Genomic DNA, 26,985 nt, shown 5'->3' with positions numbered 1-26,985 from the left:
ATTTATAAAAAAAGAGATGAAATCATAAATAGGATACATAAGGTTATAAGGAAAGACAGGGGGGAATGAAGTGGTAACCATTAAGCAGTTAATCCTAGGTTTTTTTGCACTGATTGGTGTTGTTATCTTAGCTTTATTTTTAATTACAGGCTGGTATACGGTCGATGAATCAGAACAAGCAGCATTAATTACCTTTGGAGCAGTGGAAGAAACAGTCTCAGAGCCGGGTCTGAACTTTAAGCTGCCTTGGCCGGTGCAAAGGGTAGAAATACTTCCTATTTCTACGAACAGCCTAAGGGTTGGGTATGTGGAAGAGGATGGAGAAGTGACCGAATACACAGATGAGGCAAAAATGATCACCGGGGATGAAAATATCCTATTTGCCGATTTAGTCGTGCAATGGAGAATAACGGATGTGGAGAGGTATTTATTTAACGTCGATGATCCTGAACGAATTTTACATAACGCTACCTCTGCATCTTTACGTGGGGTCATTGGAAGCTCACTAATCGATGATGTATTAACAGATCAACGGCCGGAAGTAGAAGGGAAAGTCTTTGATAATTTAACTGGGCTTATTGACCACTATGACATTGGGATCACCGTCCTCGATGTAAAGCTTCAGGACGTAGAACTTCCAACTGAAGAGGTAAGACGTGCCTTTACTGAAGTAACTGATGCGAGAGAAGAACGGTTAACAAAGATTAATCAGGCTAATAGATACAGGAACCAGGAAATAAATGAAGCTGAAGGGGAACAGGATGCGATAATTTCCCGTGCTGAGGGACAGCGAGCAGAAAGAATAGAAAGAGCCAGAGGGGATGCTTCACGTTTTAACGCTCTCTACGAAGAATATCAAAATAATCCTGAAGTTACGAGGCAGAGGCTTGTTTTAGAAACGCTCGAAGATGTGCTTCCAGGCACAGATATTTTTATTCTGGACAGCAATCAGGACACAGTAAACTACTTGCCTCTCCGTCCTATGGAGCAACGTGAAGAGGAAGCTGTACTGGCTGATCAAGGAAGAAGCAATGATTCGGAGGAAGTGGAAGAGCCTGAAGAACCTGTGGAAGAGCCTGATGAGGAAGAACTACAGGAAAACGTAGATGAAGAAGAACCAGATTCAGTGGAAGAAGACGAACAGGAGGAAGGAGGGAACAGCTGATGGGAGACAATAATATAGTAAACTTTAACGAAAAAAGAGGGCCTGAAAATATAGGGAAATGGATTAAGAAGGCTATTGTCCTTGTTGTTTTGCTTGCCCTTCTTATCATAGGAATTTCTAACCTGTTTATCGTGGAACAAGGGGAGTACAAAGTAGTACGGCAGTTTGGAGAGGTTGTGAGAATTGAAGAAGAGCCGGGGCTTAATGTGAAAATCCCCTTTATCCAGACTGTTTCTTCTCTTCCAAAATATCAAATGAGCTACGATGTCAATCCTGCTGAAATAAACACAAGGGATAAAAAGAGAATGCTGGTTGATAATTATGCTGTATGGCGTGTGGAGGACCCACGGGCTATGATTGGAAATGCCAGAACCATAGAAAACGCAGAATCTATTATGTCTAATTTTATTTTTTCAGTCATTAGGGCAGAATTAGGGCAGATGGATTATGATGAAATAATAAATGAGGAAGAGTCAGGCCGGGGTGACTTTAATGAACGGGTGACAGAAAGAGTAAATGAGCTTCTAGCCCGTGATAATTACGGCATTATTATTACAGATGTAAGGATGAAGAGAACGGACCTTCCTGAAGACAACGAGCTGGCTATTCATCGGCGGATGATCTCTGAAAGGGAGTCTACAGCACAGGAGTACCTTTCACAAGGGGATGCAGAGGCCAACCGTATACGTGCAAATACGGATCGGGAAGTCCAGGAAATAATCTCAACGGCTGAAGCGGATGCAAGTGAGATTATTGGTGAAGGTGAAGCAGAAGCAGCCAGAGTATATAATGCGGCTTTTGGAAGGGACACGGAATTTTATGAACTATACCGTACTCTTGAAAGCTACCGTACTACAATTGAAGATGAAACGGTCATTACTTTGCCAGCCGATTCACCATATGCCCGAATACTGATGGGTTATATAGACTAAGTAAAAAAGCTCTCTTCCTATAACAGGCAGAGAGCTTTTTAAAACGTCTGGCAAACGAAAAACAGAATGAGTTCCTGAGTCTGACCTGAGGGGAACGGATATGATAAAATAACTCTACATGAGATGTGAAACATTGTAACTTATACAGAGAGAGGAGCTTTCTCCATGAGTAAGCTTATTTTAATTGACGGAAACAGTATTGCCTACCGGGCTTTTTTTGCACTGCCCCTTTTAAATAATGAAAAAGGGGTATACACCAACGCGGTTTACGGGTTTACTACGATGCTACTGAAAGTAATTGAAGAAGAAAAGCCGTCTCATATGCTTGTAGCGTTTGACGCAGGCAAGACAACTTTTCGTCATAAGACTTATGAAAAATACAAATCCGGGCGCCAAAAGACTCCACCTGAGCTTTCTGAGCAGCTTCCTCTTATTAGAGAGGTGCTGGATGCGTTCAACATATCAAGGTTTGAAATTGAGAACTATGAAGCTGACGACATTATTGGTACTCTGTCGAAGGAAGCAGAAACACAAAATTGGGAAGTGAAAGTTTACTCAGGAGATAAAGATCTGCTTCAGCTCGTTAGTGAAAAGACGAATGTCGCTTTAACCAGAAAAGGGATTACCAATGTAGAAACGTATGACATGAATGCGATAGAAGAGAAATATGGCTTCCATCCCGAGCAAATTATCGATATGAAGGGTCTTATGGGGGATAGTTCTGATAACATCCCTGGTGTTCCCGGAATAGGAGAAAAGACAGCCATTAAATTACTCAAACAATTCGGCACGATTGAAAAAGTACTTGACTCGATCAACGAAATTTCTGGAAAAAAAATGAAGGAGCGTCTTGAGGAAAATAAAGACCAGGCAATTATGAGCAAAGAGCTGGCTACCATTGATCGTGACTCACCTGTTGATGTGGACCTTTCCACAGTCACATTTGGTGAGTATGATTCAAAGGAGGTTACAAGGATTTTTAAAGAACTTGAATTTTCAAGCCTCCTTGAAAGGTTTGATGACGGAGAAACGGAAGTTCAAGAGGATTTAAAGGATGTTACCTACAGCAGCGTGGAGGAAGTAACAAAGGACATCCTGGTTTCTCCTTCAGCGTTAGTTGTTGAAGTGCCTCAAGAAAACTATCACCAGGCTGATATATGGGGCATAGCCCTGGTAAATGAAAAAGGACGGTATTACATTCCTGCAAAGGTTGCCATGGAATCTGAAGTTTTCAGAGAGTGGGCAGCCGATGAGACCACAGAGAAACTAATGTTTGATACGAAACGGGCAGTCGTAGCCCTTGGCTGGAAAGGTATTGTTCTGGCCGGTGTCAATTTTGACATGTTAATTGCTTCCTATTTAATTGATCCTTCATCCTCCTCACATGAGCTTGCGGATATCGCTTCTAGATACAAGAAAAAAATTGTCGACCAGGATGACGCTGTTTACGGAAAAGGAGCAAAGCGGGCAGAACCAAAAGAAAATATTCTGGCAGAGCACCTAGTTCGTAAAGGTGAAACAATATTTACTTTAAAAGAAGAACTTGAGAAAGATCTGAAAGAAAACGAGCAGCATGACCTTTTTTCAAATCTTGAATTACCTTTGTCGCTGATTCTTGGGAACATGGAAACGACAGGTGTACAGGTTGATGCAGAGCAGCTTGAAAAAATGGGGACGGAATTAGATAAAACATTAAAGGAGCTTGAAAAAGAAATTCATGCCCTGGCGGGAACTGAGTTTAATATTAATTCACCGAAACAGCTTGGACCTATCCTTTTTGAAAAATTGAATCTTCCTCCTATCAAGAAAACAAAAACAGGGTATTCTACGTCAGCTGACGTTTTAGAGAAGCTTCAAGACAGGCATGAAATTATTCCTAAGCTTCTTCATTACCGTCAGGTTTCTAAATTGAAATCAACGTATGTAGATGGGTTGTTAAAGGTTATTCATCCTGAGACAAACAAAATTCATACGACCTTTAATCAGGCAATTACCCAAACGGGACGGTTAAGCTCAACAGAGCCCAACCTGCAAAATATCCCAATTCGTTTAGAAGAGGGCAGAAAGATTCGCAGAGCTTTTGTCTCGTCGGAAGATAATTGGGTCATACTTGCAGCTGACTATTCACAGATTGAACTGAGAGTTTTAGCTCATATGGCAGGGGATAAAGGATTACTGGAAGCTTTTCAAAACAATATGGATGTGCATACAAAGACAGCGATGGATGTTTTTCACGTGGAAGAAGACGGAGTTACTGCTGACATGAGAAGAAGTGCCAAAGCAGTTAATTTTGGAATCGTCTATGGTATCAGCGATTATGGTTTATCTCAAAGCCTTGGTATAACTCGTAAAGAGGCTCAGGAATTCATAGATCGTTATTTAGAAAGCTATCCCAAAGTGAAGGAATACATGGAAAACAGTAAAGAAGAAGCAAGAGAAAAGGGTTTCGTCACAACACTTATGCACCGCCGCCGCTATCTCCCTGATATTACAAGCCGCAATTTCAACCGCAGAAGCTTTGCCGAGCGGACGGCTATGAATACACCAATACAGGGAACGGCTGCTGATATTATTAAGAAAGCAATGGTGGATGTAAGTGAGCGAATGGAGCAGGAAAAGGTGAAAAGCCGCCTGCTTTTACAGGTGCACGATGAACTGATTTTTGAAGTGCCATCTGAAGAACTGGAGATCATGAAAGAGCTTGTTACAGAAGAAATGGAACAAACCATTTCACTTGAGGTGCCATTAAAGGCAGACGTTTCATACGGAGATACCTGGTATGATGCAAAATAAGGAGAGAGATACATGCCTGAACTTCCTGAGGTAGAAACAGTAAAAGAAACGCTCACCCAGCTTATCAAAGGGAAAGAAATCAAAGAGGTTACCATAACCTGGCCAAAAATTATAAAAAGACCCGATGATCAGGAAGCTTTTCGGACTCTTATTCATGGGCAAACAATTCATGAAATTACAAGACGAGGTAAGTTCTTAAAATTTCATCTGGACGATCTCGTTCTTGTTTCCCACCTTCGAATGGAAGGCCGTTACGAAATGTCTGATGGACAAGAAGCAGATAAACATACACATGTGCGCTTTTTATTTACCGATGGAACTGAGCTCAGATACAGGGATGTACGTAAATTCGGAACCATGCATCTTTTTGAAAAAGGGACGGAAGAGGCTGCTCTTCCCCTTGCTCAGCTCGGTCCTGAACCTCTAACGCCGAACTTTACACCTGATGTATTGAAAAGGTCATTTGAAAAAACGACCCGCAATGTTAAAGCGGTCCTTCTTGATCAAAAAGCAGTAGCTGGACTTGGGAATATTTACGTGGATGAAGCCTTATTTAAAGCTGGAATCAGACCTAATGCCAAAGCAAGCACCTTAAATGATGAGAAGTTAAGAAGACTTCATCAAACCATTGTGGAGACACTTCAGGAAGCTGTAGATAAGGGTGGAAGCTCCGTTCGCTCATATGTAAACAGCAAAGGTGACATGGGCATGTTTCAGCTTCATCTCTATGTATATGGAAGGCAAGGGGAAGAATGCAGAAACTGTATGACTCCAATCGAAAAGCTGGTTGTAGCTGGCAGAGGCACTCATTTTTGCCCTGAATGCCAGCCAGAAAAATAAATGTTGAAAATAGGAAGTGACTTTTGTTTGCCGATGAACATCGGATAGGCTCCTGCCATATACTTATCGTAAAGTATGCGATGGAGAGGAGCTTATCTGTATGGCAGAAGTCCTTTCATTGTTGGTGCTTGCCTTCGCCGTAAGTTTAGATAGCTTTGGAGTCGGGTTAACCTATGGGTTGAGAAAAATGAAGCTTCCATTAAGAGCTCTCATTTTTATCGCCGGATGTTCAGCAGTATCAGTGCTTATAGCCTCAGGATTTGGCACGATCATTCAGCGCTATGTATCATCAGACTTTGCTGAATCTGTCGGAGGCATAATATTGATCATGATTGGCGTCTGGGCAATTTATCAAGTACTTAAACCATCAGAAGGGAAAGAAGAGCAACAGAAGACAGTCAAAGAAAAAGACGGGTTTTTCATAAATTTTGAAATTAAATGGCTGGGACTTGTAATTAGCATACTAAAAAAGCCTACAGCTGCAGATGTGGATGGGTCAGGGACTATCAGTCTCCGTGAAGCATTTTTATTAGGAATCGCTTTATCACTGGATGCGTTTGGAGCAGGGATTGGTGCCTCTTTAATTGGAATCAGCCCTATTTTTCTTGCTGGTACTGTAGCTTTTATGTGTGCTTTTTTTGTAACACTTGGTATGAAAGGCGGTTACAGGCTGTCAGGAGTAAACTGGGTGAAAAGCATGTCTTTTCTCCCCGGGGTGCTGTTGATTGTGCTTGGTGTTTTAAACTTGTAACAGGACTTTCTTTCCATTGCGGCAAGAGAGTCTTCTTTACATAAATTGTACCTGCCGTTCACAAAGAAAGGAGGGGGTTCATGTGATTATAGGATTAACAGGCGGAATTGCAAGCGGTAAAAGCTTTGTTGCTGGTTTGATGGAAGAATGGGGACTTCCGGTTGTCGATGCTGATAAAATAGCACGGGAAGTAGCCGAACCGGGAGAGCAGGCTTATGAACAAATTATAGAAGCCTTTGGCTCAAATATTGTAAACATTGACGGAACTATCAATCGCAAATCCCTTGGTAAATTAATTTTTGAAGATGATAAACGCCGGGAGATTTTAAACCAAATTATGCACCCGGCCATCCGTTCTAAAATGATTGAAGAGAAAGAGATACTTCAGGATAAAGGACATGAGCATATCGTATTTGACCTTCCGCTTCTAATTGAAAACCAGCTTCACTTCATGGTGGATAAAGTGCTCCTGGTATATGTGGAAGATGAAATTCAGCTTGCACGTTTAATGGAGAGAGATCAATCAAGCGAAGAGGATGCGCTTAATCGAATACGGTCGCAAATGCCTTTAATTAAAAAAAGAGAATTTGCCGATAAAGTGATCGATAATGGCGGTTCAAGAGAAGATACTAAAAAACAGTTGAAGAATGTATTAGCGAATTGGAAACTCCCTATAGTTGACTAGAAAAAAGCTTTAAATTCTAAGGTTTTCCTTGGTTTTTAAAGCTTTTTTTTGTTTCTCGTACATACTATAGAAAGAAAAGACTAAAAGATGAGATTCTTTACATATCTCGTTTCAGAAAAAATTGTCATCTTTATCGTACCGTTTTCATAAAAACTATAGTCCGATGAAACCTCTTTGTGTTATACTAATTTTAACAAAAGGTTATTTAGTATATCACAAATAACAGAGGAGGCTTCCTTTATGACGGTTAAGGTAGCAGTAAATGGGTTTGGAAGAATTGGAAGAATGGTTTTTAGAAAAGCAATCCTTGATGACAAATTAGATATGGTGGCCATTAACGCAAGTTATCCTGCGGAAACATTAGCCCACCTTTTAAAATATGATACGATTCACGGCGTTTTTGATGCGGAGGTTATTGCGAAAGACGATAAATTATTTATAAATGGAAAAGAGATTGTACTTCTTCAAAAGCGTGATCCAAAAGAGCTTCCATGGAAGGAGCTTGGTGTAGATATCGTTATTGAAGCAACCGGGAAGTTCAAGTCAAAAGAAACAGCTGGGCTTCATATTGAAGCAGGAGCAAAGAAAGTCATTATTACAGCCCCTGGAAAAAATGAAGATGTAACGATCGTAATGGGTGTAAACGAAGAAGACTATAACCCTGAAAAACATGATGTTGTGTCCAATGCGTCCTGCACTACTAACTGCTTGGCACCTGTCGTAAAAGTACTGGAAAAACAATTTGGAATTGAAACAGGAATGATGACTACCGTACATTCTTATACAAATGACCAAAAGAACATTGATAATCCTCACAAGGATTTAAGAAGAGCAAGAGCCTGCGGCCAGTCAATCATCCCTACTTCTACAGGAGCTGCTAAAGCACTTTCAAAAGTCCTTCCTGAACTTGAAGGGAAAATGAATGGCATGGCTTTAAGAGTTCCGACCCCTAACGTCTCTCTTGTTGACTTAGTTGTCGACTTGAAAAAGAATGTAACAGTTGAAGAGGTAAACAAGGCATTTGAAACAGCTGCAAACGGTGAATTGAAAGGAATACTCGCTTATAACAATGATCCTCTTGTTTCTGTTGATTATAATGGAAATGAGAACTCCTCCATTATCGATGGCTTGTCTACGATGGTAATGAATGACAGACAAGTAAAGGTGCTTGCATGGTATGACAATGAGTGGGGATATTCCTGCCGGGTTGTTGATCTTGTGAACCATGTAGCGAACGGAATTAATAAAACATCACCGGTTGGGGCATAAATATACAAAGAGCATCAGGAAGCCTGGTGCTCTTTTACTGATTTTCTGCATAATCATCCATTATAAAAAAATGAAGTAAAACGTATGAATAAGGAGAAAATTAAAGAAAATATAAAAATATCATTACGTTATTGCAAAAATTGAGTAAAGGAAGTATACTAAATTTCGTGAACTTCGACTAAGCTGTATAAGGAACTGTTGTTACTGAAAGGGTTAGGGCCTCTGAGAACTAACTTTCCCCCGTAGTAACGATTTCCTCCATGCTTGAGTATGCATGAAGTATTTTTAAATGAGGGGGATGCCGCTTATGGATACAATGGGAAGACATGTCATTGCGGAACTTTGGGGTTGCAGTATTGAGAAATTAAACGATTTAAATTATATTGAACAGGTCTTTGTAGATGCAGCTTTACGGGCAGGTGCCGAAGTAAGAGAAGTGGCTTTTCATAAATTTGCTCCACACGGTGTAAGCGGGGTAGTGATTATTTCCGAATCTCATCTTACAATCCACAGCTTTCCAGAACATGGGTATGCAAGCATTGATGTATACACATGTGGAGATCGCATCGATCCAAATGTGGCTTCAAATTATATTTCTGAAGCGCTCGGTGCCGAAACTCAAGAAGTAGTAGAAGTCCCAAGAGGAATGGGACCTGTACAAGTAAAGAAGCCAATCGCAAAAGTATTATAACCTATAAATAAAAAGGGGTGCCTTCGTGGCACCCTTTTTCATATTTTTCCTTACCTATGAAAAAGTTGTCTAACTCCAATAGAAAATGGGTGTGTTTGCTTCCTTTCCAAACCTCTTGTATGAATGATATGATAGTATGAAGAGAATTGGAGAAGAAGGTCACCTGGGTAGCAACCAGGGTCAAACTGGAGATGATGTTATGCTTTGTCCAGCATGCCATTCAAACGCAACCAGAGTATTGGACTCAAGGCCAAGCAATGAAGGCCGTTCAATTCGCCGCCGAAGAGAATGTGAATCCTGCCACTACCGTTTTACGACTTTTGAAGTGGTTGAAGAGCTTCCCTTGATTGTAGTCAAAAAAGGCGGGGAAAGAGAAGAGTTCAGCAGGGAAAAGATTCTTCGTGGGCTGATAAGAGCCTGCGAGAAGCGTCCGGTTGCGCTTGAAACATTGGAAGCAATAGTAAATGACGTAGAGAAACAATTACGAGGAGACGGAAAATCAGAAGTGATGAGTGAAGAAATTGGAGAGCTGGTTATGGAAAGACTGGCTTCAGTGGATGATGTCGCTTATGTAAGGTTTGCTTCTGTGTACCGTCAATTTAAAGATATTAATGTATTTATTAATGAACTTAAGGAATTAATTAACAAGGATGAAAAAAAAGAGTAAGACGACGGAGCTTAGGGCGCACCGCTTTAGCTCCTTTTTTTGTATGTGATATTTTTTCATAGATGCAATAATAAATTTATAATAACAAGCTTTCAGTGAAAGGAATAAATAAGGGGGAGGAACATGAGCTGGCATTGGAAAGAGCTACTTCCTATCGACCGCTATTGTGTCCGAACAGATGAAAAGCCATGCGAAGGAGATCAAAAAGTATTAAGTCTATTATATCAGCCTTTAATCGGTTCCATGGCAGTAAGTCTGTACATGACACTTGCGAGCAAACTGGAGAAAGATTCCTACTGGAGCGATGAGTCAAACCATCAAGAGCTGATGCTGGTAATGGGAGCTGCGTTAAACCAGATATTTGAGGAAAGGCGAAAACTGGAAGGGATAGGTTTGCTTCGTACCTATAAGCAAGCTGAAGATGGTTCATCACTGTTTATCTATGAACTGCAGGCTCCAATGTCTCCCAAGCAATTTTTTCAAAATGACGTGCTTAGTGTTTTCCTTTACAATAGATTAGGAAAAGAGAAGTACCGAAAGACGAGAGACCGTTTTATGTTAGATACGATAGATGAATCCTCGTGCACAGAAATCACGTCTTCTTTTAACGAAGTATTTGCATCCTTGCATCATTCAGAAATGGTAATGCAAAATCAGGAAGCACAAGAAATGATCATGGCAGAAGAAAAGGGAAAAGGCTTTGCTCAGCGCCCGGCAGGAAAGGATCCATTTCTGGATCAAAGCAGCTTTGACTTTGAGCTTCTTAAAGCAGACTTGCCGGCATTTATCAAGACAGAAGACATACTCAGTGAAGAAGCCAAAGATGCGATTGCCCGTCTTGCTTTTGTATATCGGCTTGGTCCCTTAGAGATGAGCAAGCTGATTCAACAGTCTCTTGTTGGCGGGGAAACGTTGGAAATTAATGAACTAAGGAAGAAGGTTCAGGACTGGTATCGTTTTGAGTATGGTCCTGAGCCGCCTGCTTTAGCATATAGAACCCATCCTGCCAAACATCGTATAATGGAAGAAAAAGAGCCTGTAACAGAGGAAGAAAAGATGATTCACTTTTATGAATCGACTTCTCCGGTGATGCTCCTTGAAAGCATATCAGACGGGGCAAAGGTGCCCCTTGCTGATATTAAAATTGTAGAATCCTTAATCCTGGAGTATCGCCTGCAGCCTGGTGTGGTAAATGTCCTTATTGATTATGTAATGAAAACGAACAATATGAAGCTTAACAAAACCCTAATCCAAAAGATAGCAGGTCACTGGTCGCGTAAGCAATTAAACACGGTGAAAGAGGCCATGAACCTGGCTAAGGAAGAAAACAAATCGAAAAAAGCGTTAGCTGAAAAAGCAAATACAAAGCAAGGTGCTGCCTCCGGAAACAGTCGTCCTTATCGTCAGCAAGTTCGTAAAGACAAACTGCCTAAATGGCTGACGGAGGAGCAAGAATCCAAGGAAAAGGTTTCTACAGATTCTGGTCGAAAAGAAATGGAAATCGAAAAGCAGCGTTTTGAAGAGATGATGAAAAAAAGGCAGGAGAACCGTAAGAATAGAGGTGAATCATAATGAATTCCATCCGGTCAGCTCTTGAAAATATAATGAAGGATCAAAAATGGGAAAACCGGTATGATCGTCTTAAGCAGGATGTTTACCAATATTCTCGAGTCCAAGAGTTCTTACGAAAGAATGAGGAGATCCCGGAAAAAGAGCTTGAGAACAATATTGGAAAATTATACGAGTTTAAAAAAGAGTGGGAAAATTGTGATGCATGTCCTGGTCTTGAGCATTGCCCAAACCTTCTAACTGGGTACCAGCCGGCACTTTTTACGGAGAGAGGGAAGCTGGAAATCAGATATAACTCTTGCCAGCTGAAGCAGCGGGAGGATGAACGTAAACGACTGCAAAAACTTATCAAAAGCCTGTATGTACCAAGAGACATTTTAGATGCTACCTTTGAACAAGTAGAACAGGATCATGATACCAGATTGACTGCTAGTAATGCAGCCTTAGCCTTTGCATTAAATGCGCAGCCTGGAGAAAACGGCAGAGGGTTATATTTATACGGAAAGTTTGGAGTAGGCAAAACCTATTTAATGGGAGCAGTAATGAATGAACTGGCTCAGCGTCATATTGCAAGCATGATTGTGTATGTGCCTGATTTCTTCAGGGAGATGAAGCAATCAGTTTCTGATGGGACAGTTCAGGAAAAGCTCGATGAAGTGAAAAGAGCTCCTGTGCTAATATTGGATGACATTGGTGCGGAAACCATGTCCGGCTGGGTGAGGGATGATATTTTAGGTGTGATATTACATTATCGAATGATGGAAAAGCTTCCAACCTTATTCACATCTAATTATGATTACGAAGAGCTTGAAGAGCATTTAGCCTATTCCCAAAAAGGCGGAATTGAACAGTTAAAGGCAAAGAGAATCATGGAAAGAATTAAACCGTTAACCACTCCAGTTTTTATTGAAGGAAAGAATCGAAGAGAATATAGCTGACATCCCACATTAATTTGAGCTTTCCAGTGGAAGATGGATAGGAGCTGTTAAGATTTTTTCTTAACAGCTCTTTTGCGTAGGCAGCGACAAGAAGACTAGCTGAAAACAGCCGTTGTCTGGGTAATGTTTTTATTTTCGAGACAGACTTGCTGTTTTCACCAGGGGAGCGGCAAGCATAGATGCTACCTTTGCTGAATTTAACTTACTGTTTATTGCTTTTTCAAATAAACGAGTGCCGGCAATTTTTGTTAGACGGTCGTATCCTCTGTTATCCAATTGTTCCCAGGCTCTTCTAAGAACTAAGGAACGATGGTAACTTTTTCGCAAAGGCTTTGTTAATTCCTCGTATTTCCCTTTGCCAATAATATCCTGGGCAGCGTAGATCCCTGTCAGAATAGACGAAAATTGTCCAAAACCGAGAAATGGCATAACGCTTCCAAAGCAATTTCCAGTAAGGAAGGTGTTTCCTATTCTGGGGTAGTGGCATATCCCAAGCTTGTAATGATTCACCTCAAACCTGTCCTTCATCACTAGATCCTGTTTCAGAGCTTTGGTTGCTTTATTGTGAAACCGTGATAGTAAAGCATGTGAATCATATGTGGTTGTTGATTTATATTCAGGGTACCCAAGTGCCATGTGAGCTTCATCCTTGGAAAATGGAATAATATAGGCGTAGGATAGCGGTGAAATGTTGTTATCCAGCCATATCAGAGGAGTACCAGGATCAAAGTTTCCCGATATCATTCCACCAGTAAGGGTGACATTTATGTCATTTTGAAATTCTGAGATATCCATAGCATAATCAGCATCCCCTGTAGCTAAAATGACATGGGTATAACCTTGTACTAGATCTTTATAGGAGCAGGTGGAGTGAAAACGTACAGGGGTTTTTACTTGTTCTTCCAGCTGCTTTTCTAAGGAGTAAGATGCCCTTCCTCTTTTAATGGTGTGTCCAAAATGCCCGTGGATTTCAGCTTGCTTCTCCGGAGAAGTAATAATAATTTTTTTAATATGTGACTCGGGTTTTATGTAAATATTATGACTTTCCGCTAAGTAAGTGATGCAATCGGTAACAGGAGTTAATAAATTTAAAAATATCTCGCCGTTTACAAAACGATCTCCTGTCTCTCCTCTTTTTTCATAAATGTCAAAAGGAATTCCATTTCTTTCGAGGATAATAGCACTGGTTAGTCCCGCGACTCCCGCCCCCATAATTGCGACTTTCATTAATGTCCTCCTTATACTCTTGCTCTTTATTGCCCTCCTTAGGCTTAACGATTTTCATTTTCCTTATTCTCTATTATTTTCGTAAAGCTGAATAACTACTTATACCTGATTAAAAGCAGAAAGTATTTCTGCACAAAAACGGATTTAGTTTGTACATTAAGGGCTTACAGTTGAGTCTTCTCCTATTTATCTTAAAAGAGACAGAAAGGACGTTTATACGATGCGTCTTGTTTTCTCTGTTAGGTAATCTTCACGTTTTTGTGATACGATTAACGTAATGTTCACATAACCATTACTACTATTGATTCAGATATCCATAGAAGGCTCCATACCCAGCCTTTTCCTTGCCGGGCTGGACAGACAATCAATGTAAGCAGTTGGGGGAATGAAAGATGAGTATAGATGCAATTTTAGAAAAAGCTGTAAACGGAGAGCGTTTGACTCAAGAAGATGCGGTTCGTTTATATGAGAGTGATGAAATTGAAAAAATGGGAGCGGCCGCTAATGAAGTGATGAAAAAGTGGCATCCCGAACCAATCACAACGTTTGTGATTGGGAGGAATGTCAATTACACCAATTTCTGTGATACGTACTGCCGTTTTTGCGCTTTTTATAGAGCACCCGGTTCTTCTGAAGGATACGTATTAAGTGATGAAGAAATTTTTCAAAAAATCCAGGAAACCCAGGACGTTAATGGAACTGAAATTTTAATGCAAGGCGGCACAAACCCGGACCTTCCATTTAGTTATTACACTGACCTTCTTCGTAATATTAAGAAGCGCTTCCCTGGAATAACTATGCATTCTTTTTCTCCTGCAGAGATTTTTAAAATGGTTGAAGTTTCTGGTCTGACTCTTGAAGAGGTCTTAAGAGATCTCCATGAAGCAGGCCTGGATTCAGTACCTGGCGGAGGTGCAGAGATTCTTACCGAAGAAACTCGCAAAAAGGTCAGCAGACTGAAGTGTACCCACGATCAGTGGCTTGAATGCATGAAAACCGTAAAGAAAGTCGGTATGCATGGGACAGCGACAATGGTAATAGGATTAGGGGAATCCAATGAAGAAAGAGCTCTTCATTTGCAAAGAATTCGTGATGCACAGGATGAAGCCGATTGTTTCCTGGCTTTCATTTCATGGACATTCCAGCCAGATAATACAAATATGAAGGGCGAGAAAATCACTCCAGAAGGTTATTTGAAGAATGTGGCTATCTCTCGCCTGTTCCTTGACAATATTGCTAATTTCCAGTCCTCTTGGGTTACAATGGGGCCGGAAGTCGGAAAGAGATCTCTTGAATTCGGCTGTAATGATTTTGGGAGTACAATGATGGAGGAAAACGTTGTTTCAGCAGCTGGAACAACTCACAAAGTAAATACTAATGAAATCCTTCAGCTTATCAGAGAAGCAGGGAAAATCCCGGCTCAGCGTGATACAAAGTATAATACTCTTAAAGTCTTTGAAGGAGACCAGTCTGCTGAGAAAGATTTCATTATGCAAAACTAACTAAAAAAAGCGCCTATTCAGGCGCTTTTTTTAGTTACTAGTCTGATTGATTCAGAGACTGACGAAAGCTCTTACCCTAAAGGGAACGACAGTGATTACGAACAATTGTATATAAGGGACCGGGCTGTGAAAAAGCCTTCCTAAAACGAAGGGAGATGGGGTTCAAAAAAACGGCATGTTTCTCAGCATGTCCCCATATGTATATAACAGGAACCAAGACTGTACATACGAGAGGATGACTGGAGCCTGTGGGGGCAAGGAGGTATTAACATGTTTTCAATCATGTTTAATTGTAAAGAAGAGAGCAGTCACGTATACAATCTATTCGAAAAAGAAGTATCCGAGTTTGAAGAAAAAGGATTAAATATAGGAAGTATAACAAAAAAGGACAGCACTCTGTTTTGGTCCTATAATGGAACAAAAGAAGAATGGGAACATGGGATTCTCCCATATATTTCAGCCGTACTCACTAAGCATATTGTAGATACAAAGGAGTCTGAATGGCTTCTTACAAACATTCAGGAGGTCTTTTTATACAACGATGTGGAAGTAGCTGCCGAAATTTTGGAGATGGCTTTTTCCGTTCTGGACGGAAAAAAAGCCGAAATGCCGGTTTATTCTCATTTTTATCATAGAGAATGTTTTATTTATCAGCCCCTGCTGGAGGATTTGAGAAGAAATAAACAGCTGCAGTGGGAACCTTTCCTGACGTTTAGAATCGGGAAGTACTTTTCCTGTCTTCTACACGCCCTTGAATGTACGATTGATGAGTATAAATGGGAACAGGAATATCAGACAATGGTTGAAAGTTTTCGGGATTTCGTTAATAGAACGGTCCCGGCCGTACCTGTGGTTCACCTGGTGTACGGTGAAAAAGTGAGATTTTTTGATGAAAACTATAATGAAATTACTACACAAATGAGGATGCGCTGTCTCGTTAAAGACTTGGTATTTGAGAAAGAGCTTCTCCCGGAAGAAATGGTTATCAGTCCTCTTGTCAGCATGGCTCCGGAACTGCTGCATATTTATAGTAACTCGGACGAACACGGAGTCATTCAAACATTGCAGGCTGTATTTCAGGAAAGGGTAAAGGTATACCCTCTTCATTTCATGAGCAGTCTAAATTTAAAGCAAATCCAGTAAGGGACATGAATTTCTCTTCAGAATTGTGCTTGATTTTATTTTTTAATCTCTCTATAATTACTACCATAATGAATGACGGGAAAATGTAGGGAAGAGGACAAGAGATGTAATGTACGGATGACAGAGAGGGAAGCCTGTGGCTGGAAGCTTCCTATCGCGGAATTGCTTCTTACCACCTCTGAACATCAGCAGGGAACAGACTGTCTTAGTAACTGCTGACGCCTGCCAGGCGTTATCTGGTCTTGAGCTGCTTTTTTAGTTAAAGAAGCGGAAAAAAGGGTGGAACCACGGGCCACACTCGTCCCTTATGAGGGACGAGTGTTTTTTTTTGTGTCTGAAAATCTTTCTTTTCCATTTCAATTGTTAAGTGAATACATTATTTCCCAGTCCATGTATGTGAACGATTTAAGAGGAGTGAAGAGAATGTCTGAACAAGTAAAAATTACCTTTCCAGACGGCACTGTAAAAGAATTTGAACATGGAGTGACAACAGAGGAAATTGCCTCTTCTATCAGTCCAGGGCTGAAAAAACAGGCTGTAGCTGGTAAATTAAGCGGCCAGGAGATTGATTTACGTACCCCTATAAAAGAGGACGGGGAAATTGAAATCATTACCCTGAAGAACCAAGAAGGAATAGAAATTCTCCGTCACAGTACGGCTCATCTTATGGCTCAGGCTCTAAAGCGTTTATATAAAGATGTAAAGCTTGGTGTAGGGCCAGTCATAGAAAATGGCTTTTACTATGATATTGATATGCCTGAAACCATCCACCCAGAGGATCTTCCAAAAATAGAAAAAGAGATGCAAAAAATCATTGATGAAAATCATGAAATTATACGTAAGGAAGTGTCCAGGGAAGATGCAAAGGAAATGTACCAGGAAATCGGTGATGACCTGAAGCTTGAGCTGATTGATGCAATTCCTCAAGGAGAGACTGTAACGATTTATGAACAGGGTGAATTCTTTGATTTGTGCCGGGGTGTCCATGTGCCAAGTACCGGAAAATTAAAGAAATTTAAGCTGATGAATATATCTGGTGCCTATTGGCGCGGAGACAGCAACAATAAGATGCTGCAGCGTGTATATGGAACTGCTTTTCCAAAGCAGAATGAGCTTGATGAGTATTTGAAAATGATCGAAGAAGCAAAAGAAAGAGATCATCGTAAGCTTGGAAAAGAGCTTGATATCTTTGCCGTCAGTCAAAAAGTAGGGCAAGGTCTCCCTCTTTGGCTGCCAAAAGGAGCTACGGTCCGCAGAGTAATTGAACGCTACATCGTTGACTTGGAAGAGCGATTAGGCTACGAACATGTGTATACGCCTGTACTGGGAAGCGTAGAGCTTTACAAAACCTCAGGCCACTGGGATCACTATCAAGATGACATGTTTCCTACTATGGAGATGGATAACGAAGACTTAGTCCTGCGCCCAATGAATTGTCCTCACCATATGATGATTTATAAGAACCAGCTTCACAGTTACCGGAACCTTCCAGTCCGAATCGCCGAGCTTGGTACGATGCATCGCCATGAGATGTCAGGTGCTCTTGCCGGCCTCCAGAGAGTCAGGGCCATGACATTGAATGATGCTCATATTTTCTGCCGGCCGGACCAGTTGAAAGATGAATTTGTACGGGTAGTTGAACTTGTCCAAAACGTATATAAAGACTTTGGTATTGAGGATTACTATTTCCGTCTTTCCTATCGCGATCCGGAAGATAAAGAAAAGTATGTGGATAATGATGAAATGTGGACAAAGTCCCAGGCTCTTCTTAAAGAAGCAATGGATGACATGAACGTGGAATACGTGGAAGCAGAAGGAGAAGCGGCATTTTATGGACCAAAGCTTGATGTGCAAGTGAAAACGGCTTTAGGGAAAGATGAAACGCTCTCTACCGTACAGTTAGATTTCCATCTGCCGAATCGTTTTGACTTAACATATATTGGTGAAGATGGCCAGGAACATCGTCCTGTTGTTATCCATCGCGGGGTAGTATCAACCATGGAGCGTTTTGTTGCTTTCTTAATTGAAGAGTACAAAGGCGCATTTCCAACGTGGCTTGCTCCAGTGCAAGCAAAGGTGATTCCAGTATCTGCCCAGGTTCATATGGAATATGCCAAACAGGTAGAGGATAAGCTGCGTCAAGCCGGAGTGCGGGTAGAAGTGGATACAAGAGATGAAAAAATCGGTTATAAAATCCGTGAAGCTCAAATGAAGAAAGTGCCTTATATGCTTGTCCTCGGAGATAAAGAGATAGAGGCCGAAGGTGTTAATGTACGCAAATATGGTGAGCAAAAATCTGAGTCAGTTTCATTAAAACAGTTTATAGAAAAAATCACTACTGAGATTTCTGATCGTTCAAAGAAGCAATAAAAATATACTTGATTTATGTGACAGATTAAGATAATATATTTTCTTGGGACATCATTCCCTATTGAACCCATTGAAATTAGAAATGAATTGACACCTTCAGTTCATTATGATAATGTTAGATGGTAATGAATAAATAAGGAACCAAAGCAAGCAGAAGCGCCCGCTTCTCACCTGATTGACGCACAAGGCTGTTGACAGGTATGGTGGTATTAATACTGCGTATTATACAGACATCATGTGGGCGCCCTATGTGCGCCTGCATTTTTTTTGCCCAAAGGGCTGATGTTCTGTAGAGAAAAGAAGGGTCATCCTTCTGACACAGCCAGCCATAAAAAAGAACGGTAAACCTGCTGATTGATAAGTGACGTCTAGACTGACATTCGCAATTTGGCGTTTGTGCTTATGAATGCTTTGATTCACAAATTCTTTGGAGGTGGCTCATTATTCGTAAAGATATGAAACTCAATGACGGAATTCGCGCTCGCGAAGTACGCCTCATTGATGCAAGTGGCGAACAACTTGGGGTAAAGTCCAAAAGTGAAGCTTTAGAAATGGCTCAAAATGCAAACCTTGACCTAGTTATGGTGGCTCCAAATGCTAAGCCTCCGGTATGCCGGATCATGGATTACGGCAAGTACCGCTATGAGCAGCAAAAGAAAGAAAAAGAGGCTCGGAAGAAGCAAACTGTTATTAACATTAAGGAAGTGCGTTTAAGTCCTAACATTGAAAAGCATGACTTTGACACAAAGCTTCGAAATGCACGGAAGTTTTTGACCAAGGGAGATAAGGTGAAAGCAGCGATTCGTTTTCGCGGCAGAATGATCACCCACTCGGAGATCGGAAAAGAAGTTCTCGAGCGCTTGGCAAAAGAGTGTGAAGATGTGGCCACAGTAGAAACAAAGCCTAAGATGGAAGGCCGGAGCATGTTCTTGATTCTTGCTCCAAAGAATGAAAAGGATAAGAAAGATAACGAGTAATATAGAGCTGGTTTAACGTCTGCTACAGACATAAGCAGCAAGTGATTACATTTATTATCCAAGGCTCAACACAAAGATTTAAGGAGGAAATTACGATGCCTAAAATGAAAACGCACAGCGGCGCAGCGAAGCGCTTTAGAAAAACAGGAAATGGAAAGTTAAAGCGCAGCCATGCTTTCACAAGCCATATGTTCCGTAATAAATCTGAAAAGCAAAAGCGTAACCTAAGCAAAACTGGTTATGTGGATGAAAGTGACCAAAAGCGTATCAAAGACTTAATGCCTTACAAGTAAAACTATAATAAATTGATTTAATAAAGGAGGGGTTTACGATGCCAAGAGTTAAAGGCGGATATGTCGCTCGTCGTCGTCGTAAGAAAGTATTAAAACTCGCAAAAGGATATCATGGTTCTAAACACCGTTTATTTAAGACTGCACAAGGACAAGTAATGAAGTCTTTGGAGTATGCTTATCGTGACCGTCGCCAAAAGAAACGTGACTTCCGTAAGCTTTGGATTACACGTATCAATGCGGCAGCTCGTACAAACGGTCTATCCTACAGCCGCTTAATGCATGGCCTTAAGCAAGCTGATATCAATATTAACCGTAAAATGCTTGCTGATATTGCTGTAAATGATGAGAAAGCTTTTGCAGAATTAGCTGATAAAGCAAAATCAAGCTTGAAGTAATCTATCTTTCATAGCTTATTTTAAAAAGGCGCCCCGGTTTGGCGCCTTTTTGCTTTGGAAGAAAAGGTACTGCTAATCGGTATCTGCTTTCATAAGCAGAGAATGATTTTCTGAAAAAATTTCACAACTGTGAAAAATAACCATTCATTAGAAAGAATGAAGAGTATAATGGAATATATAGCAGGAAGTTATATCTTTATCATGAACGTAATTGCAGGGTCGCTTTTTATAATAGATAAACAAAGAGCGCGTAAAAAAGGAAGAAGGATTCCAGAGAAAACCTTGTTTCTGTGTGCTTTTTTAGGCGGGACTCCGAGTATTATATTTCTTATGTACGTTATTCGCCATAAAACCAGAAAGAAGAAGTTTTCAACAGGCATACCTGTTCTCCTGTTATTTCAGGTGTTACTAATAACAGCTGCAGTGGTTGCCACGGTAGTTTAAGCATAGATATGTATAAAGGAGGGCAGCCAATGGAGAGCAACATAGAATCTATACTTTATTACATCGAAGTGAGCGGCTGGTTAGCTCCTGTTCTTTTTATTGTTTTCCATGTTATCAGACAGTTCTTTTTTATTCCGGTGGCAGTAGTATGCATCATTGGCGGAATGCTTTTCGGTACAATCTATGGAACGATTTATTCTGTTGTGGGACTCCTTGCTGTAAGTATCGCTTTTTATGGAGTAGTGTCCTTTTTTCCATTTATTAGGGAGAAGATAAGGTATTGGAAAGAAAAATGGCTCGGAGGGAAAGAGGAAATTACGATTCCGGAAATTATGCTGCTCAGAATGATGCCTTTCATTCATTTTCATTTACTTAATGCCTATGTTATGGAAATGACAGGAAGCTTCCGCGGGTATGTGAAGTTAGCGTTTTTTGCCAGTATCCCACCTGCTCTGGTTTATACTTCTTTTGGCCATGTGATGAGAGAAATGCCATGGTATGCAAGTCTTTTTATGACAGCTGTTCTTATTTCTTTATTTTTTATTTCACGAAACAAGCATTTATTTTATAAGGTGAAAGAGTTTCTGCCGAATCGTTCTGCCTCATAAAAAAACTTGCTGCTTCTCCTAAGCAGCAAGTTTTATTTTTCAGTTTTTCGAAGAAATTCTTTTACCGGACTTTTCCACTCCACAGAGGCATGGGGATATTCTGAAAGTATTTCTCGTTCAATAAACTCAAAGTCTTTACGATCCAGGCCTTTGAGCCTGTCGATATTTTTAGGCCACATGGAGACAGAAATGACTTCAAAAGCATCTTCAGTGGTTCCCAGGAATTTTTCCCCCTCAAACATAACGCCTTTGTAAGTGAGAGAAAAGTTTTTGCGGACGTCTTGTTTGTCATCCAGAAAGTAAAAATCTCTTTTTTCATGGGCGAGTTCAAGCTTTCGCTTGGGATTGAAAATATATTTTATTAAAGCATAGATAAGAATTATAATCGCAATGATAATAATGGCACGAAAGAGCAAAGCCATATTGGTTTTCTCCTTCCTATAACATATTGATGACTCAAAACAAAGCAGGCACAGTCCGCAAAGTGGACAAGCAGTATGCCGAACATTGTTTGTCCTGTTCCTTATTGTATACGAAAATAAAGTAAGATAGTTTCACTTTTGATTAAATTTGAAATTTCTTCACGGCTCATTTAAATCTCTCTTGTGATAAAGGAGTGTACATAATGAATATTACCCGACTTTTTACTTTGCAAAAACAATTAGATGATCGAATTCTAGAAGAGCATCGTTTGAAGAGAGAGGATCTTTTTTCTTCAAAAATTCTTGCTCTGGAAGTTGAGATTGGTGAATTGGCTAATGAAACAAGATGTTTTAAGTACTGGAGTCAAAAACCGCCTTCTTCAAAAAGTGTTATTTTGGAAGAATATGTCGATGGTCTACATTTTATTTTGTCCCTTGGTATTGATGGAGGATGGCAAAGAGATACTATAGAAGCAGGAGAGCCTTCTTCCACCTTGACAGAGAATTTTCATAAGGTGTTTGAAGCAATTTTTTCCTTAAGACAAGAACCGAAAAAAGAGTCCTTTGTGACCTTGCTGGTTGTATACCTGGGTTTAGGTAAGGCCCTTGGTTTTTCTCCAGAAGAAGTAAAAGAAGCCTATATAGAAAAAAACCAAAAGAATCACGAAAGACAAAATGAAGGGTATTAATCGTGGTTGGTAAATCTACGTATTACAGGAAAAATATTTGAGTCACTCACAAAATATCGTTATACTGAATGCAGGGTTTTCTAAGCGTGGACTTAGTAATGATCCGGCTGCTTTTTGCAGTTGAGATACATAAGGAGGTTTCTATATGACAAAGCTTGATGAAACTCTTGAAATGTTAAAAGAACTTACGGATGCAAACGGTATTCCAGGAAACGAGCGTGAGCCTCGGGAAGCAATGAAGAAATTCATTGAGCCGTACGCTGATGAAATAACAACTGATAATTTAGGAAGCTTGATTGCCAAAAAAGTTGGAAAAGCAGGTGGTCCTAAGATAATGGTAGCCGGCCACCTCGACGAAATTGGATTTATGGTAACGAGCATTGATGATAATGGTTTTGTGAAGTTTCAAACCGTCGGCGGCTGGTGGGAACAGGTGATGCTTGCTCAACGTGTTACCATCATGACTTCTAAAGGGAATATCTCCGGTGTCATAGGTTCAAAGCCTCCACACATCCTTCCGGCAGATCAGAGAAAGAAACCGGTTGATAAGAAGGATATGTTTATTGATATAGGAGCGACAAGCAAGGAAGAAGCTGAGGAATTTGGAGTGAAACCGGGAGACTCTATTGTTCCGGTGTGCGATTTTACAGTGTTAAAAAATGAAAAAATGCTTATGGCTAAAGCATGGGATAATAGAATAGGGTGTGCCATTGCGATAGAAGTATTAAAGCAGCTGGAAGGTGAATCCCATCCAAATGAAGTATATGGAGTAGGGACCGTTCAAGAAGAGGTAGGTCTTAGAGGAGCGCGGACCTCTGCTCATGCTATTAAACCAGACATTGGCTTTGGGGTTGATGTAGGCATTGCTGGCGATACACCAGGGGTAACAGAAAAAGATGCCCTTGCTAAAATGGGGAAGGGTCCCCAGGTGCTCGTTTATGATGCCTCTATGGTATCTCATAAAGGGGTTCGCGACTTTGTCACGGAAACGGCAGACGAACTAGGTATTCCTTATCAGTTTGATGTCGTTGCAGCCGGAGGCACAGATTCGGGGGCGATTCATTTAACTGGAGAAGGTGTCCCTTCTTTATCGATCACTGTGCCTACTCGGTATATCCATACTCATGCCGGCATTTTGCATAGAGATGATTTTGAAAATGCTGTAAAACTCATCGTAGCTGTCATTAAAAAGCTGGATGCAGATAAAGTTAAAGAAATTACTTTTGGCTAAAAAGAAAGAGAACGCACCTGGATATTGAAGGGGGCGTTCTCTTTCTTTTATGAAACAGTATGAAAAAAATGAAAAACTTCACATCGCCATTGAGGAAGTGCCATGTACTTCCTTACTGCTGCAGACCTTCACTGATCTGCTGAATGACTTGTTCTTTGTCATCCTCACTTGCCTGACGCCAATATACTTCAAAGAGCACTCCTAGACCTGGGAGCATTTTTTCTTCCCCGTTTTGAAGTGCATCAGAAATTGTAGCCTCAACTTCCTGTTCGCTGCTTCCAGAAACATTAGCTAAAATCGCTTGACGTAAATTAAAGGACATGTAAGCTTCCTCCCTTTTTTGATAGTATTAGATATGTTACTTATTAAAGATAGCCATAGTATTCCTAAATAAAGGGTAAATATGTAATAGAAGAAAAAATTCACATAAGGAGCGGCTTGTTATGAAAAGGATTGAGTCAGCAAAAAATCCAAAGATTAAACATATAAAAAGACTTCATAAACGAAAACAGCGTGAAAAAGATAATCAATTTTTTATAGAGGGTCCCCACTTAGTGGAAGAAGCATTACATTATGATGCCACGGTTCAGGAAGTTTTTTTAGAGGAGGAATTTAGTGTTCCTTCCTCGTGGGATTTTAAAGATATACCAGTTACTTTTGTCCCGGAAGCTGTAATGAAAGAGATGAGTGCCACTGAAACGCCTCAAGGAGTAGCGGCGGTTTGCAATATGACGTCTGTCTCCAACTTAACGCTGGAGCAGGGTCGTTACCTTTTTATTGACGGCATTCAGGACCCTGGGAATCTAGGGACAATTATTCGCACTGCAGATGCTGCCGGGTTGACCGCTGTCATTTTGGGAGAGGGGACAGTAGATCTCTATAATGATAAAGTTCTTCGATCTACCCAGGGCTCCGTATTTCACCTTCCAATCGTAAGAGGAGACCTGGAAGACTGGGTAGAGAAATGCAAGAAAAAGAATATTCCGGTGTTTGGGACGGGAATTGAGATGGGTACTACTCACACAGCTATTGAACCCCAGGAAACTTTTGCCCTGCTAATTGGTAATGAAGGAAGCGGAGTTAGTGAATTCCTGCTGGCCAAATCCGATCAGAATTTATATATACCGATTCACGGAAAAGCCGAGTCTTTAAATGCTGCTGTAGCAGCGGGAATTTTACTGTATCACCTGAAGGGGTAGTATTTATTTGCAGGCTTTCATTGATTGGGGAATTAAATTTTTCAGTGGATATCACGCTTTTACCTACAATCAAATTAAAAAATCAACATTCTCCTGTTACAGAGCTCTTTTAGTAAAAAGGAGAAAGAGAGAGGAGGCAAATTTTCCTATCTTTTGGGGAGGGTTGGTTTTTTAGTTTTAACTCCTTTTCACTCTGGGAAAGGCATTATTGAAACCATTCCAGAGGAGGCATGTAATCATGAATGTAAGAGAAGTTATGAGTACCAATGTTGATGTATGCCAAGTGAATGATAATGTAGCTGATGTTGCAAAGAAAATGAAGGAACTGAATGTAGGTTCTATTCCGGTAGTGGACAACAATAAACTTGTAGGGACTATTACCGACCGGGATATCGTTATTCGTTATGTGGCGGAAGATTCACCTTCTTCCCAGGCTGGAGATATCATGAGTTCTGAGCTGGTGACGGCTTCACCAGAAATGGATGTTAAAGAAGTAGCACAGCTAATGGAAGAACACAAGATCCGTCGCCTTCCTGTGAAAGAAAATGACGATATCGTGGGTATCATCACATTAGGTGACATAGCTGTTGATGAACACACGAAAGAACAGGCAAAAGCAGCGCTGGATGATATTATGCAAGGGTCAAAGCGTGATCAATAATTAGATACGGAGTACCAGTGAATGCTGGTACTCTTTTTTAATGGAATGAATGATCCCGAGGCGTCTGGTCATTGGGCTGAGAGAAGTCCTGGATAAATGAATGGAAAGGAAAGCTTGCAATGGAGGCTAAACTTTTCTATAATTGAATCACAATTTAAACCCCTAAAGACTGCGACGGAGAGTAGTAGGCAGGAATTTGCTCATACAGGGAGGAAATGTTATAAACTGGAAGCATTTCTATGAACAAGCTGTTGAATTCACTCCTGAGTCGGCGCCGGATGATGAGTTCCTTGAGCTTATTAAGGCAGCATCGGTTTTATACAAACCGTTATCAAAATGAAGCGAACCGTTTACATAGAATAAGCTGAAGCAAACGGTTAAAAAGGGTGGTACCGCGACCGAAACCTTCGTCCCTTTCTAGGGAGGGGGTTTTTTTTGTGGGAAATTATAGTATACGAAATGAGATAAAGGAGGCAAGCAGCCTTGATTGAGCGATTAGAAGAGTTAGAAGAAGAAGCATTACAACAGGTAGAAGAAGCTGCGAGTGTAAAAGAGTTAGAAGCCGTGCGAGTGAAGTATCTTGGGAAAAAAGGTCCTATTACAGAAGTGCTGCGGGGAATGGGAAAGCTCTCAGCAGAAGAGCGTCCTAAGGTCGGCCAAAAGGCAAATGAAGTTCGAGAAGCTATACAGGCAAGACTGGAGGAGAGAACAAAAGGACTCGAAGAGAAAGCATTAGAGGAAAAGCTTTCATCAGAGAGCATAGATGTTACTCTTCCTGGGCGCCCGATAAAAAAAGGAGCTCGCCATCCGTTAACAGCAGTGGTTGAAGAGGTTGAGGACATTTTTATTGGCATGGGATTTAAAGTGACAGAAGGTCCGGAAGTAGAAACTGATTATTATAACTTTGAAAAGTTAAATCTCCCGAAAGATCATCCTGCCCGTGATATGCAGGATTCATTCTATATTACACCGGATTTGCTGCTGCGAACCCAAACTTCTCCGGTACAGGCAAGAACAATGGAAAAGCATGAGGGCAAAGGCCCGGTAAAGATCGTTTGCCCGGGTAAGGTCTACCGACGAGACGATGATGATGCCACTCATTCTCACCAGTTTATGCAAATCGAAGGATTGTACGTCGATAAAGATGTAAAGATGAGTGACCTTAAAGGGGTATTAGAGACATTTGTAAAGAAATATTTCGGTCCAGACCGCAGTATCAGGCTTCGCCCTAGTTTTTTTCCATTCACAGAACCATCTGTAGAAGTAGATGTCTCTTGCGGTTTGTGCCAGGGACAAGGATGCCGGGTTTGTAAGCATTCAGGATGGATTGAAGTGTTAGGAGCCGGAATGGTTCATCCACGCGTGTTAGAAATGAGTGGATTTGATCCAGAGGAGTACAGTGGCTTTGCATTTGGGATGGGTGTAGAACGATTTGCTCTTCTTCGCTATGGAATCGATGACATCAGACATTTTTATACAAACGATTTACGGTTTTTAGAACAGTTCAAACGCTCATAAGGAGGA

Annotated in this window: 27 protein-coding genes and 3 other annotated features; of the genes, 24 read left to right on the top strand and 3 right to left on the bottom strand. The window is 40.8% G+C overall.

Going from position 1 to position 26,985, the window contains the following annotated elements:
* Positions 1–70: 70 nt before the first annotated feature.
* The 11 genes from hflK (at position 71) to dnaI (ending at position 12,300) form a co-directional block, all read left to right on the top strand.
* The gene (hflK, locus tag CEF17_RS12725; protein WP_100399851.1) at positions 71–1,165 is read left to right on the top strand and encodes an FtsH protease activity modulator HflK; all 1,095 of its coding nucleotides are present in this window, start codon (positions 71–73) and stop codon (positions 1,163–1,165) included.
* Complete coding sequence (gene hflC, locus CEF17_RS12720; RefSeq protein ID WP_100399850.1) at positions 1,165–2,097, top strand: protease modulator HflC; 933 nt, start codon at positions 1,165–1,167, stop codon at positions 2,095–2,097. Before hflK ends, hflC begins: the two co-directional genes overlap by 1 nt.
* A 165-nt stretch (positions 2,098–2,262) precedes the next feature.
* Entirely contained in the window at positions 2,263–4,890 is a 2,628-nt protein-coding gene (polA, locus tag CEF17_RS12715; protein ID WP_100399849.1) for a DNA polymerase I, read from the top strand.
* Positions 4,891–4,902: 12 nt separating this feature from the next.
* The gene (gene mutM, locus CEF17_RS12710; protein ID WP_100399848.1) at positions 4,903–5,730 is read left to right on the top strand and encodes a DNA-formamidopyrimidine glycosylase; all 828 of its coding nucleotides are present in this window, start codon (positions 4,903–4,905) and stop codon (positions 5,728–5,730) included.
* 100 nt (positions 5,731–5,830) lie between these two features.
* A complete protein-coding gene (ytaF, locus tag CEF17_RS12705) occupies positions 5,831–6,481 on the top strand; it encodes a sporulation membrane protein YtaF (protein ID WP_100399847.1) in 651 nt (216 codons plus the stop codon).
* An 82-nt stretch (positions 6,482–6,563) separates the two neighbouring features.
* Positions 6,564–7,166, top strand: a complete 603-nt coding sequence (gene coaE / locus CEF17_RS12700; RefSeq protein WP_232725500.1) for a dephospho-CoA kinase — start codon at positions 6,564–6,566, stop codon at positions 7,164–7,166.
* A 240-nt stretch (positions 7,167–7,406) separates the two neighbouring features.
* Positions 7,407–8,435 (top strand): glyceraldehyde-3-phosphate dehydrogenase, encoded by a 1,029-nt coding sequence (locus CEF17_RS12695; RefSeq protein ID WP_100399846.1) that lies wholly within the window; start codon positions 7,407–7,409, stop codon positions 8,433–8,435.
* A 307-nt stretch (positions 8,436–8,742) separates the two neighbouring features.
* Positions 8,743–9,126 (top strand): adenosylmethionine decarboxylase, encoded by a 384-nt coding sequence (gene speD / locus CEF17_RS12690; RefSeq protein WP_198508968.1) that lies wholly within the window; start codon positions 8,743–8,745, stop codon positions 9,124–9,126.
* Positions 9,127–9,325: 199 nt separating this feature from the next.
* Positions 9,326–9,793: a transcriptional regulator NrdR gene (nrdR, locus tag CEF17_RS12685; RefSeq protein WP_100400903.1), complete on the top strand. Its 468-nt coding sequence runs from the start codon at positions 9,326–9,328 to the stop codon at positions 9,791–9,793.
* 123 nt (positions 9,794–9,916) lie between these two features.
* Positions 9,917–11,365 carry a replication initiation and membrane attachment family protein gene (locus CEF17_RS12680; RefSeq protein ID WP_100399845.1) on the top strand — a complete coding sequence of 483 codons (1,449 nt, stop codon included), beginning with the start codon at positions 9,917–9,919 and terminating at the stop codon, positions 11,363–11,365.
* Complete coding sequence (gene dnaI, locus CEF17_RS12675; RefSeq protein WP_100399844.1) at positions 11,365–12,300, top strand: primosomal protein DnaI; 936 nt, start codon at positions 11,365–11,367, stop codon at positions 12,298–12,300. The genes CEF17_RS12680 and dnaI overlap by 1 nt, the downstream gene beginning before the upstream one ends.
* A 129-nt stretch (positions 12,301–12,429) precedes the next feature.
* Here dnaI and CEF17_RS12670 read toward each other — a convergent pair whose 3' ends face one another.
* Positions 12,430–13,527 carry an NAD(P)/FAD-dependent oxidoreductase gene (locus CEF17_RS12670; RefSeq protein WP_100399843.1) on the bottom strand — a complete coding sequence of 366 codons (1,098 nt, stop codon included), beginning with the start codon at positions 13,525–13,527 and terminating at the stop codon, positions 12,430–12,432.
* A gap of 392 nt (positions 13,528–13,919) precedes the next feature.
* Here CEF17_RS12670 and mqnC point away from each other — a divergent pair, with 392 nt between their 5' ends.
* The 8 genes from mqnC (at position 13,920) to CEF17_RS12630 (ending at position 21,259) form a co-directional block, all read left to right on the top strand.
* A complete protein-coding gene (mqnC, locus tag CEF17_RS12665; RefSeq protein WP_100399842.1) occupies positions 13,920–15,029 on the top strand; it encodes a cyclic dehypoxanthinyl futalosine synthase in 1,110 nt (369 codons plus the stop codon).
* A gap of 270 nt (positions 15,030–15,299) precedes the next feature.
* Positions 15,300–16,172 (top strand): sporulation protein YtxC, encoded by an 873-nt coding sequence (gene ytxC, locus CEF17_RS12660; RefSeq protein WP_100399841.1) that lies wholly within the window; start codon positions 15,300–15,302, stop codon positions 16,170–16,172.
* A 79-nt stretch (positions 16,173–16,251) separates the two neighbouring features.
* Positions 16,252–16,481, top strand: a binding site (T-box leader).
* 114 nt (positions 16,482–16,595) lie between these two features.
* Positions 16,596–18,542: a threonine--tRNA ligase gene (gene thrS, locus CEF17_RS12655; protein WP_100400902.1), complete on the top strand. Its 1,947-nt coding sequence runs from the start codon at positions 16,596–16,598 to the stop codon at positions 18,540–18,542.
* A gap of 142 nt (positions 18,543–18,684) precedes the next feature.
* Positions 18,685–18,816: a sequence feature (ribosomal protein L20 leader region), on the top strand.
* Between the two features lie 181 nt (positions 18,817–18,997).
* Positions 18,998–19,519: a translation initiation factor IF-3 gene (gene infC, locus CEF17_RS12650; RefSeq protein ID WP_100399840.1), complete on the top strand. Its 522-nt coding sequence runs from the start codon at positions 18,998–19,000 to the stop codon at positions 19,517–19,519.
* A 95-nt stretch (positions 19,520–19,614) separates the two neighbouring features.
* The gene (rpmI, locus tag CEF17_RS12645) at positions 19,615–19,812 is read left to right on the top strand and encodes a 50S ribosomal protein L35 (RefSeq protein ID WP_054635099.1); all 198 of its coding nucleotides are present in this window, start codon (positions 19,615–19,617) and stop codon (positions 19,810–19,812) included.
* Between the two features lie 38 nt (positions 19,813–19,850).
* Entirely contained in the window at positions 19,851–20,207 is a 357-nt protein-coding gene (rplT, locus tag CEF17_RS12640) for a 50S ribosomal protein L20 (RefSeq protein ID WP_054635098.1), read from the top strand.
* Positions 20,208–20,375: 168 nt separating this feature from the next.
* Positions 20,376–20,651 (top strand): DUF1294 domain-containing protein, encoded by a 276-nt coding sequence (locus CEF17_RS12635; protein ID WP_100399839.1) that lies wholly within the window; start codon positions 20,376–20,378, stop codon positions 20,649–20,651.
* Positions 20,652–20,680: 29 nt separating this feature from the next.
* Complete coding sequence (locus CEF17_RS12630; protein ID WP_054635097.1) at positions 20,681–21,259, top strand: TVP38/TMEM64 family protein; 579 nt, start codon at positions 20,681–20,683, stop codon at positions 21,257–21,259.
* Positions 21,260–21,291: 32 nt separating this feature from the next.
* Here the strand turns inward: CEF17_RS12630 and CEF17_RS12625 are convergent, their stop codons facing one another.
* Positions 21,292–21,681: a sigma-w pathway protein ysdB gene (locus CEF17_RS12625; RefSeq protein ID WP_100399838.1), complete on the bottom strand. Its 390-nt coding sequence runs from the start codon at positions 21,679–21,681 to the stop codon at positions 21,292–21,294.
* 203 nt (positions 21,682–21,884) lie between these two features.
* Here CEF17_RS12625 and CEF17_RS12620 point away from each other — a divergent pair, with 203 nt between their 5' ends.
* Positions 21,885–22,370 carry a dUTP diphosphatase gene (locus tag CEF17_RS12620; RefSeq protein WP_100399837.1) on the top strand — a complete coding sequence of 162 codons (486 nt, stop codon included), beginning with the start codon at positions 21,885–21,887 and terminating at the stop codon, positions 22,368–22,370.
* Positions 22,371–22,515: 145 nt separating this feature from the next.
* Positions 22,516–23,601, top strand: coding sequence for a M42 family metallopeptidase (locus CEF17_RS12615; RefSeq protein ID WP_100399836.1), 1,086 nt, complete (start codon positions 22,516–22,518; stop codon positions 23,599–23,601).
* A gap of 112 nt (positions 23,602–23,713) precedes the next feature.
* Here CEF17_RS12615 and sspI read toward each other — a convergent pair whose 3' ends face one another.
* Positions 23,714–23,923 carry a small acid-soluble spore protein SspI gene (sspI, locus tag CEF17_RS12610; protein WP_054635094.1) on the bottom strand — a complete coding sequence of 70 codons (210 nt, stop codon included), beginning with the start codon at positions 23,921–23,923 and terminating at the stop codon, positions 23,714–23,716.
* Positions 23,924–24,044: 121 nt separating this feature from the next.
* Between sspI and CEF17_RS12605 the strand changes: the two genes are divergently transcribed.
* The 3 genes from CEF17_RS12605 (at position 24,045) to pheS (ending at position 26,979) form a co-directional block, all read left to right on the top strand.
* Positions 24,045–24,800, top strand: a complete 756-nt coding sequence (locus tag CEF17_RS12605) for a TrmH family RNA methyltransferase (protein WP_100399835.1) — start codon at positions 24,045–24,047, stop codon at positions 24,798–24,800.
* Between the two features lie 238 nt (positions 24,801–25,038).
* A complete protein-coding gene (locus CEF17_RS12600) occupies positions 25,039–25,461 on the top strand; it encodes a CBS domain-containing protein (RefSeq protein WP_332835299.1) in 423 nt (140 codons plus the stop codon).
* 162 nt (positions 25,462–25,623) lie between these two features.
* Positions 25,624–25,879, top strand: a binding site (T-box leader).
* Positions 25,880–25,944: 65 nt separating this feature from the next.
* Complete coding sequence (gene pheS, locus CEF17_RS12595) at positions 25,945–26,979, top strand: phenylalanine--tRNA ligase subunit alpha (protein WP_100399834.1); 1,035 nt, start codon at positions 25,945–25,947, stop codon at positions 26,977–26,979.
* Positions 26,980–26,985: the final 6 nt, after the last annotated feature.

The organism is Bacillus sp. FJAT-44742, from assembly GCF_002797315.1.
GTDB classification, from domain to species: Bacteria; Bacillota; Bacilli; order Bacillales; family Marinococcaceae; genus Thalassorhabdus; species Thalassorhabdus alkalitolerans.
This window is presented reverse-complemented; position numbering and strand designations above follow the sequence as displayed.

Bases quoted from the DNA above. Each gene is read 5' to 3' on its own strand.
- mutM (WP_100399848.1), top strand. From the start codon at position 4,903: ATGCCTGAACTTCCTGAGGTAGAAACAGTAAAAGAAACGCTCACCCAG.
- CEF17_RS12680 (WP_100399845.1), top strand. From the start codon at position 9,917: ATGAGCTGGCATTGGAAAGAGCTACTTCCTATCGACCGCTATTGTGTC.
- mqnC (WP_100399842.1), top strand. From the start codon at position 13,920: ATGAGTATAGATGCAATTTTAGAAAAAGCTGTAAACGGAGAGCGTTTG.
- CEF17_RS12635 (WP_100399839.1), top strand. From the start codon at position 20,376: ATGGAATATATAGCAGGAAGTTATATCTTTATCATGAACGTAATTGCA.
- rpmI (WP_054635099.1), top strand. From the start codon at position 19,615: ATGCCTAAAATGAAAACGCACAGCGGCGCAGCGAAGCGCTTTAGAAAA.
- CEF17_RS12620 (WP_100399837.1), top strand. From the start codon at position 21,885: ATGAATATTACCCGACTTTTTACTTTGCAAAAACAATTAGATGATCGA.
- infC (WP_100399840.1), top strand. From the start codon at position 18,998: ATGAAACTCAATGACGGAATTCGCGCTCGCGAAGTACGCCTCATTGAT.
- polA (WP_100399849.1), top strand. From the start codon at position 2,263: ATGAGTAAGCTTATTTTAATTGACGGAAACAGTATTGCCTACCGGGCT.
- hflC (WP_100399850.1), top strand. From the start codon at position 1,165: ATGGGAGACAATAATATAGTAAACTTTAACGAAAAAAGAGGGCCTGAA.
- CEF17_RS12695 (WP_100399846.1), top strand. From the start codon at position 7,407: ATGACGGTTAAGGTAGCAGTAAATGGGTTTGGAAGAATTGGAAGAATG.
- sspI (WP_054635094.1), bottom strand. From the start codon at position 23,923: ATGTCCTTTAATTTACGTCAAGCGATTTTAGCTAATGTTTCTGGAAGC.
- CEF17_RS12630 (WP_054635097.1), top strand. From the start codon at position 20,681: ATGGAGAGCAACATAGAATCTATACTTTATTACATCGAAGTGAGCGGC.
- CEF17_RS12670 (WP_100399843.1), bottom strand. From the start codon at position 13,527: ATGAAAGTCGCAATTATGGGGGCGGGAGTCGCGGGACTAACCAGTGCT.
- dnaI (WP_100399844.1), top strand. From the start codon at position 11,365: ATGAATTCCATCCGGTCAGCTCTTGAAAATATAATGAAGGATCAAAAA.
- CEF17_RS12625 (WP_100399838.1), bottom strand. From the start codon at position 21,681: ATGGCTTTGCTCTTTCGTGCCATTATTATCATTGCGATTATAATTCTT.
- CEF17_RS12605 (WP_100399835.1), top strand. From the start codon at position 24,045: ATGAAAAGGATTGAGTCAGCAAAAAATCCAAAGATTAAACATATAAAA.
- nrdR (WP_100400903.1), top strand. From the start codon at position 9,326: ATGCTTTGTCCAGCATGCCATTCAAACGCAACCAGAGTATTGGACTCA.
- ytaF (WP_100399847.1), top strand. From the start codon at position 5,831: ATGGCAGAAGTCCTTTCATTGTTGGTGCTTGCCTTCGCCGTAAGTTTA.
- ytxC (WP_100399841.1), top strand. From the start codon at position 15,300: ATGTTTTCAATCATGTTTAATTGTAAAGAAGAGAGCAGTCACGTATAC.
- CEF17_RS12600 (WP_332835299.1), top strand. From the start codon at position 25,039: ATGAATGTAAGAGAAGTTATGAGTACCAATGTTGATGTATGCCAAGTG.
- CEF17_RS12615 (WP_100399836.1), top strand. From the start codon at position 22,516: ATGACAAAGCTTGATGAAACTCTTGAAATGTTAAAAGAACTTACGGAT.
- speD (WP_198508968.1), top strand. From the start codon at position 8,743: ATGGATACAATGGGAAGACATGTCATTGCGGAACTTTGGGGTTGCAGT.
- thrS (WP_100400902.1), top strand. From the start codon at position 16,596: ATGTCTGAACAAGTAAAAATTACCTTTCCAGACGGCACTGTAAAAGAA.
- rplT (WP_054635098.1), top strand. From the start codon at position 19,851: ATGCCAAGAGTTAAAGGCGGATATGTCGCTCGTCGTCGTCGTAAGAAA.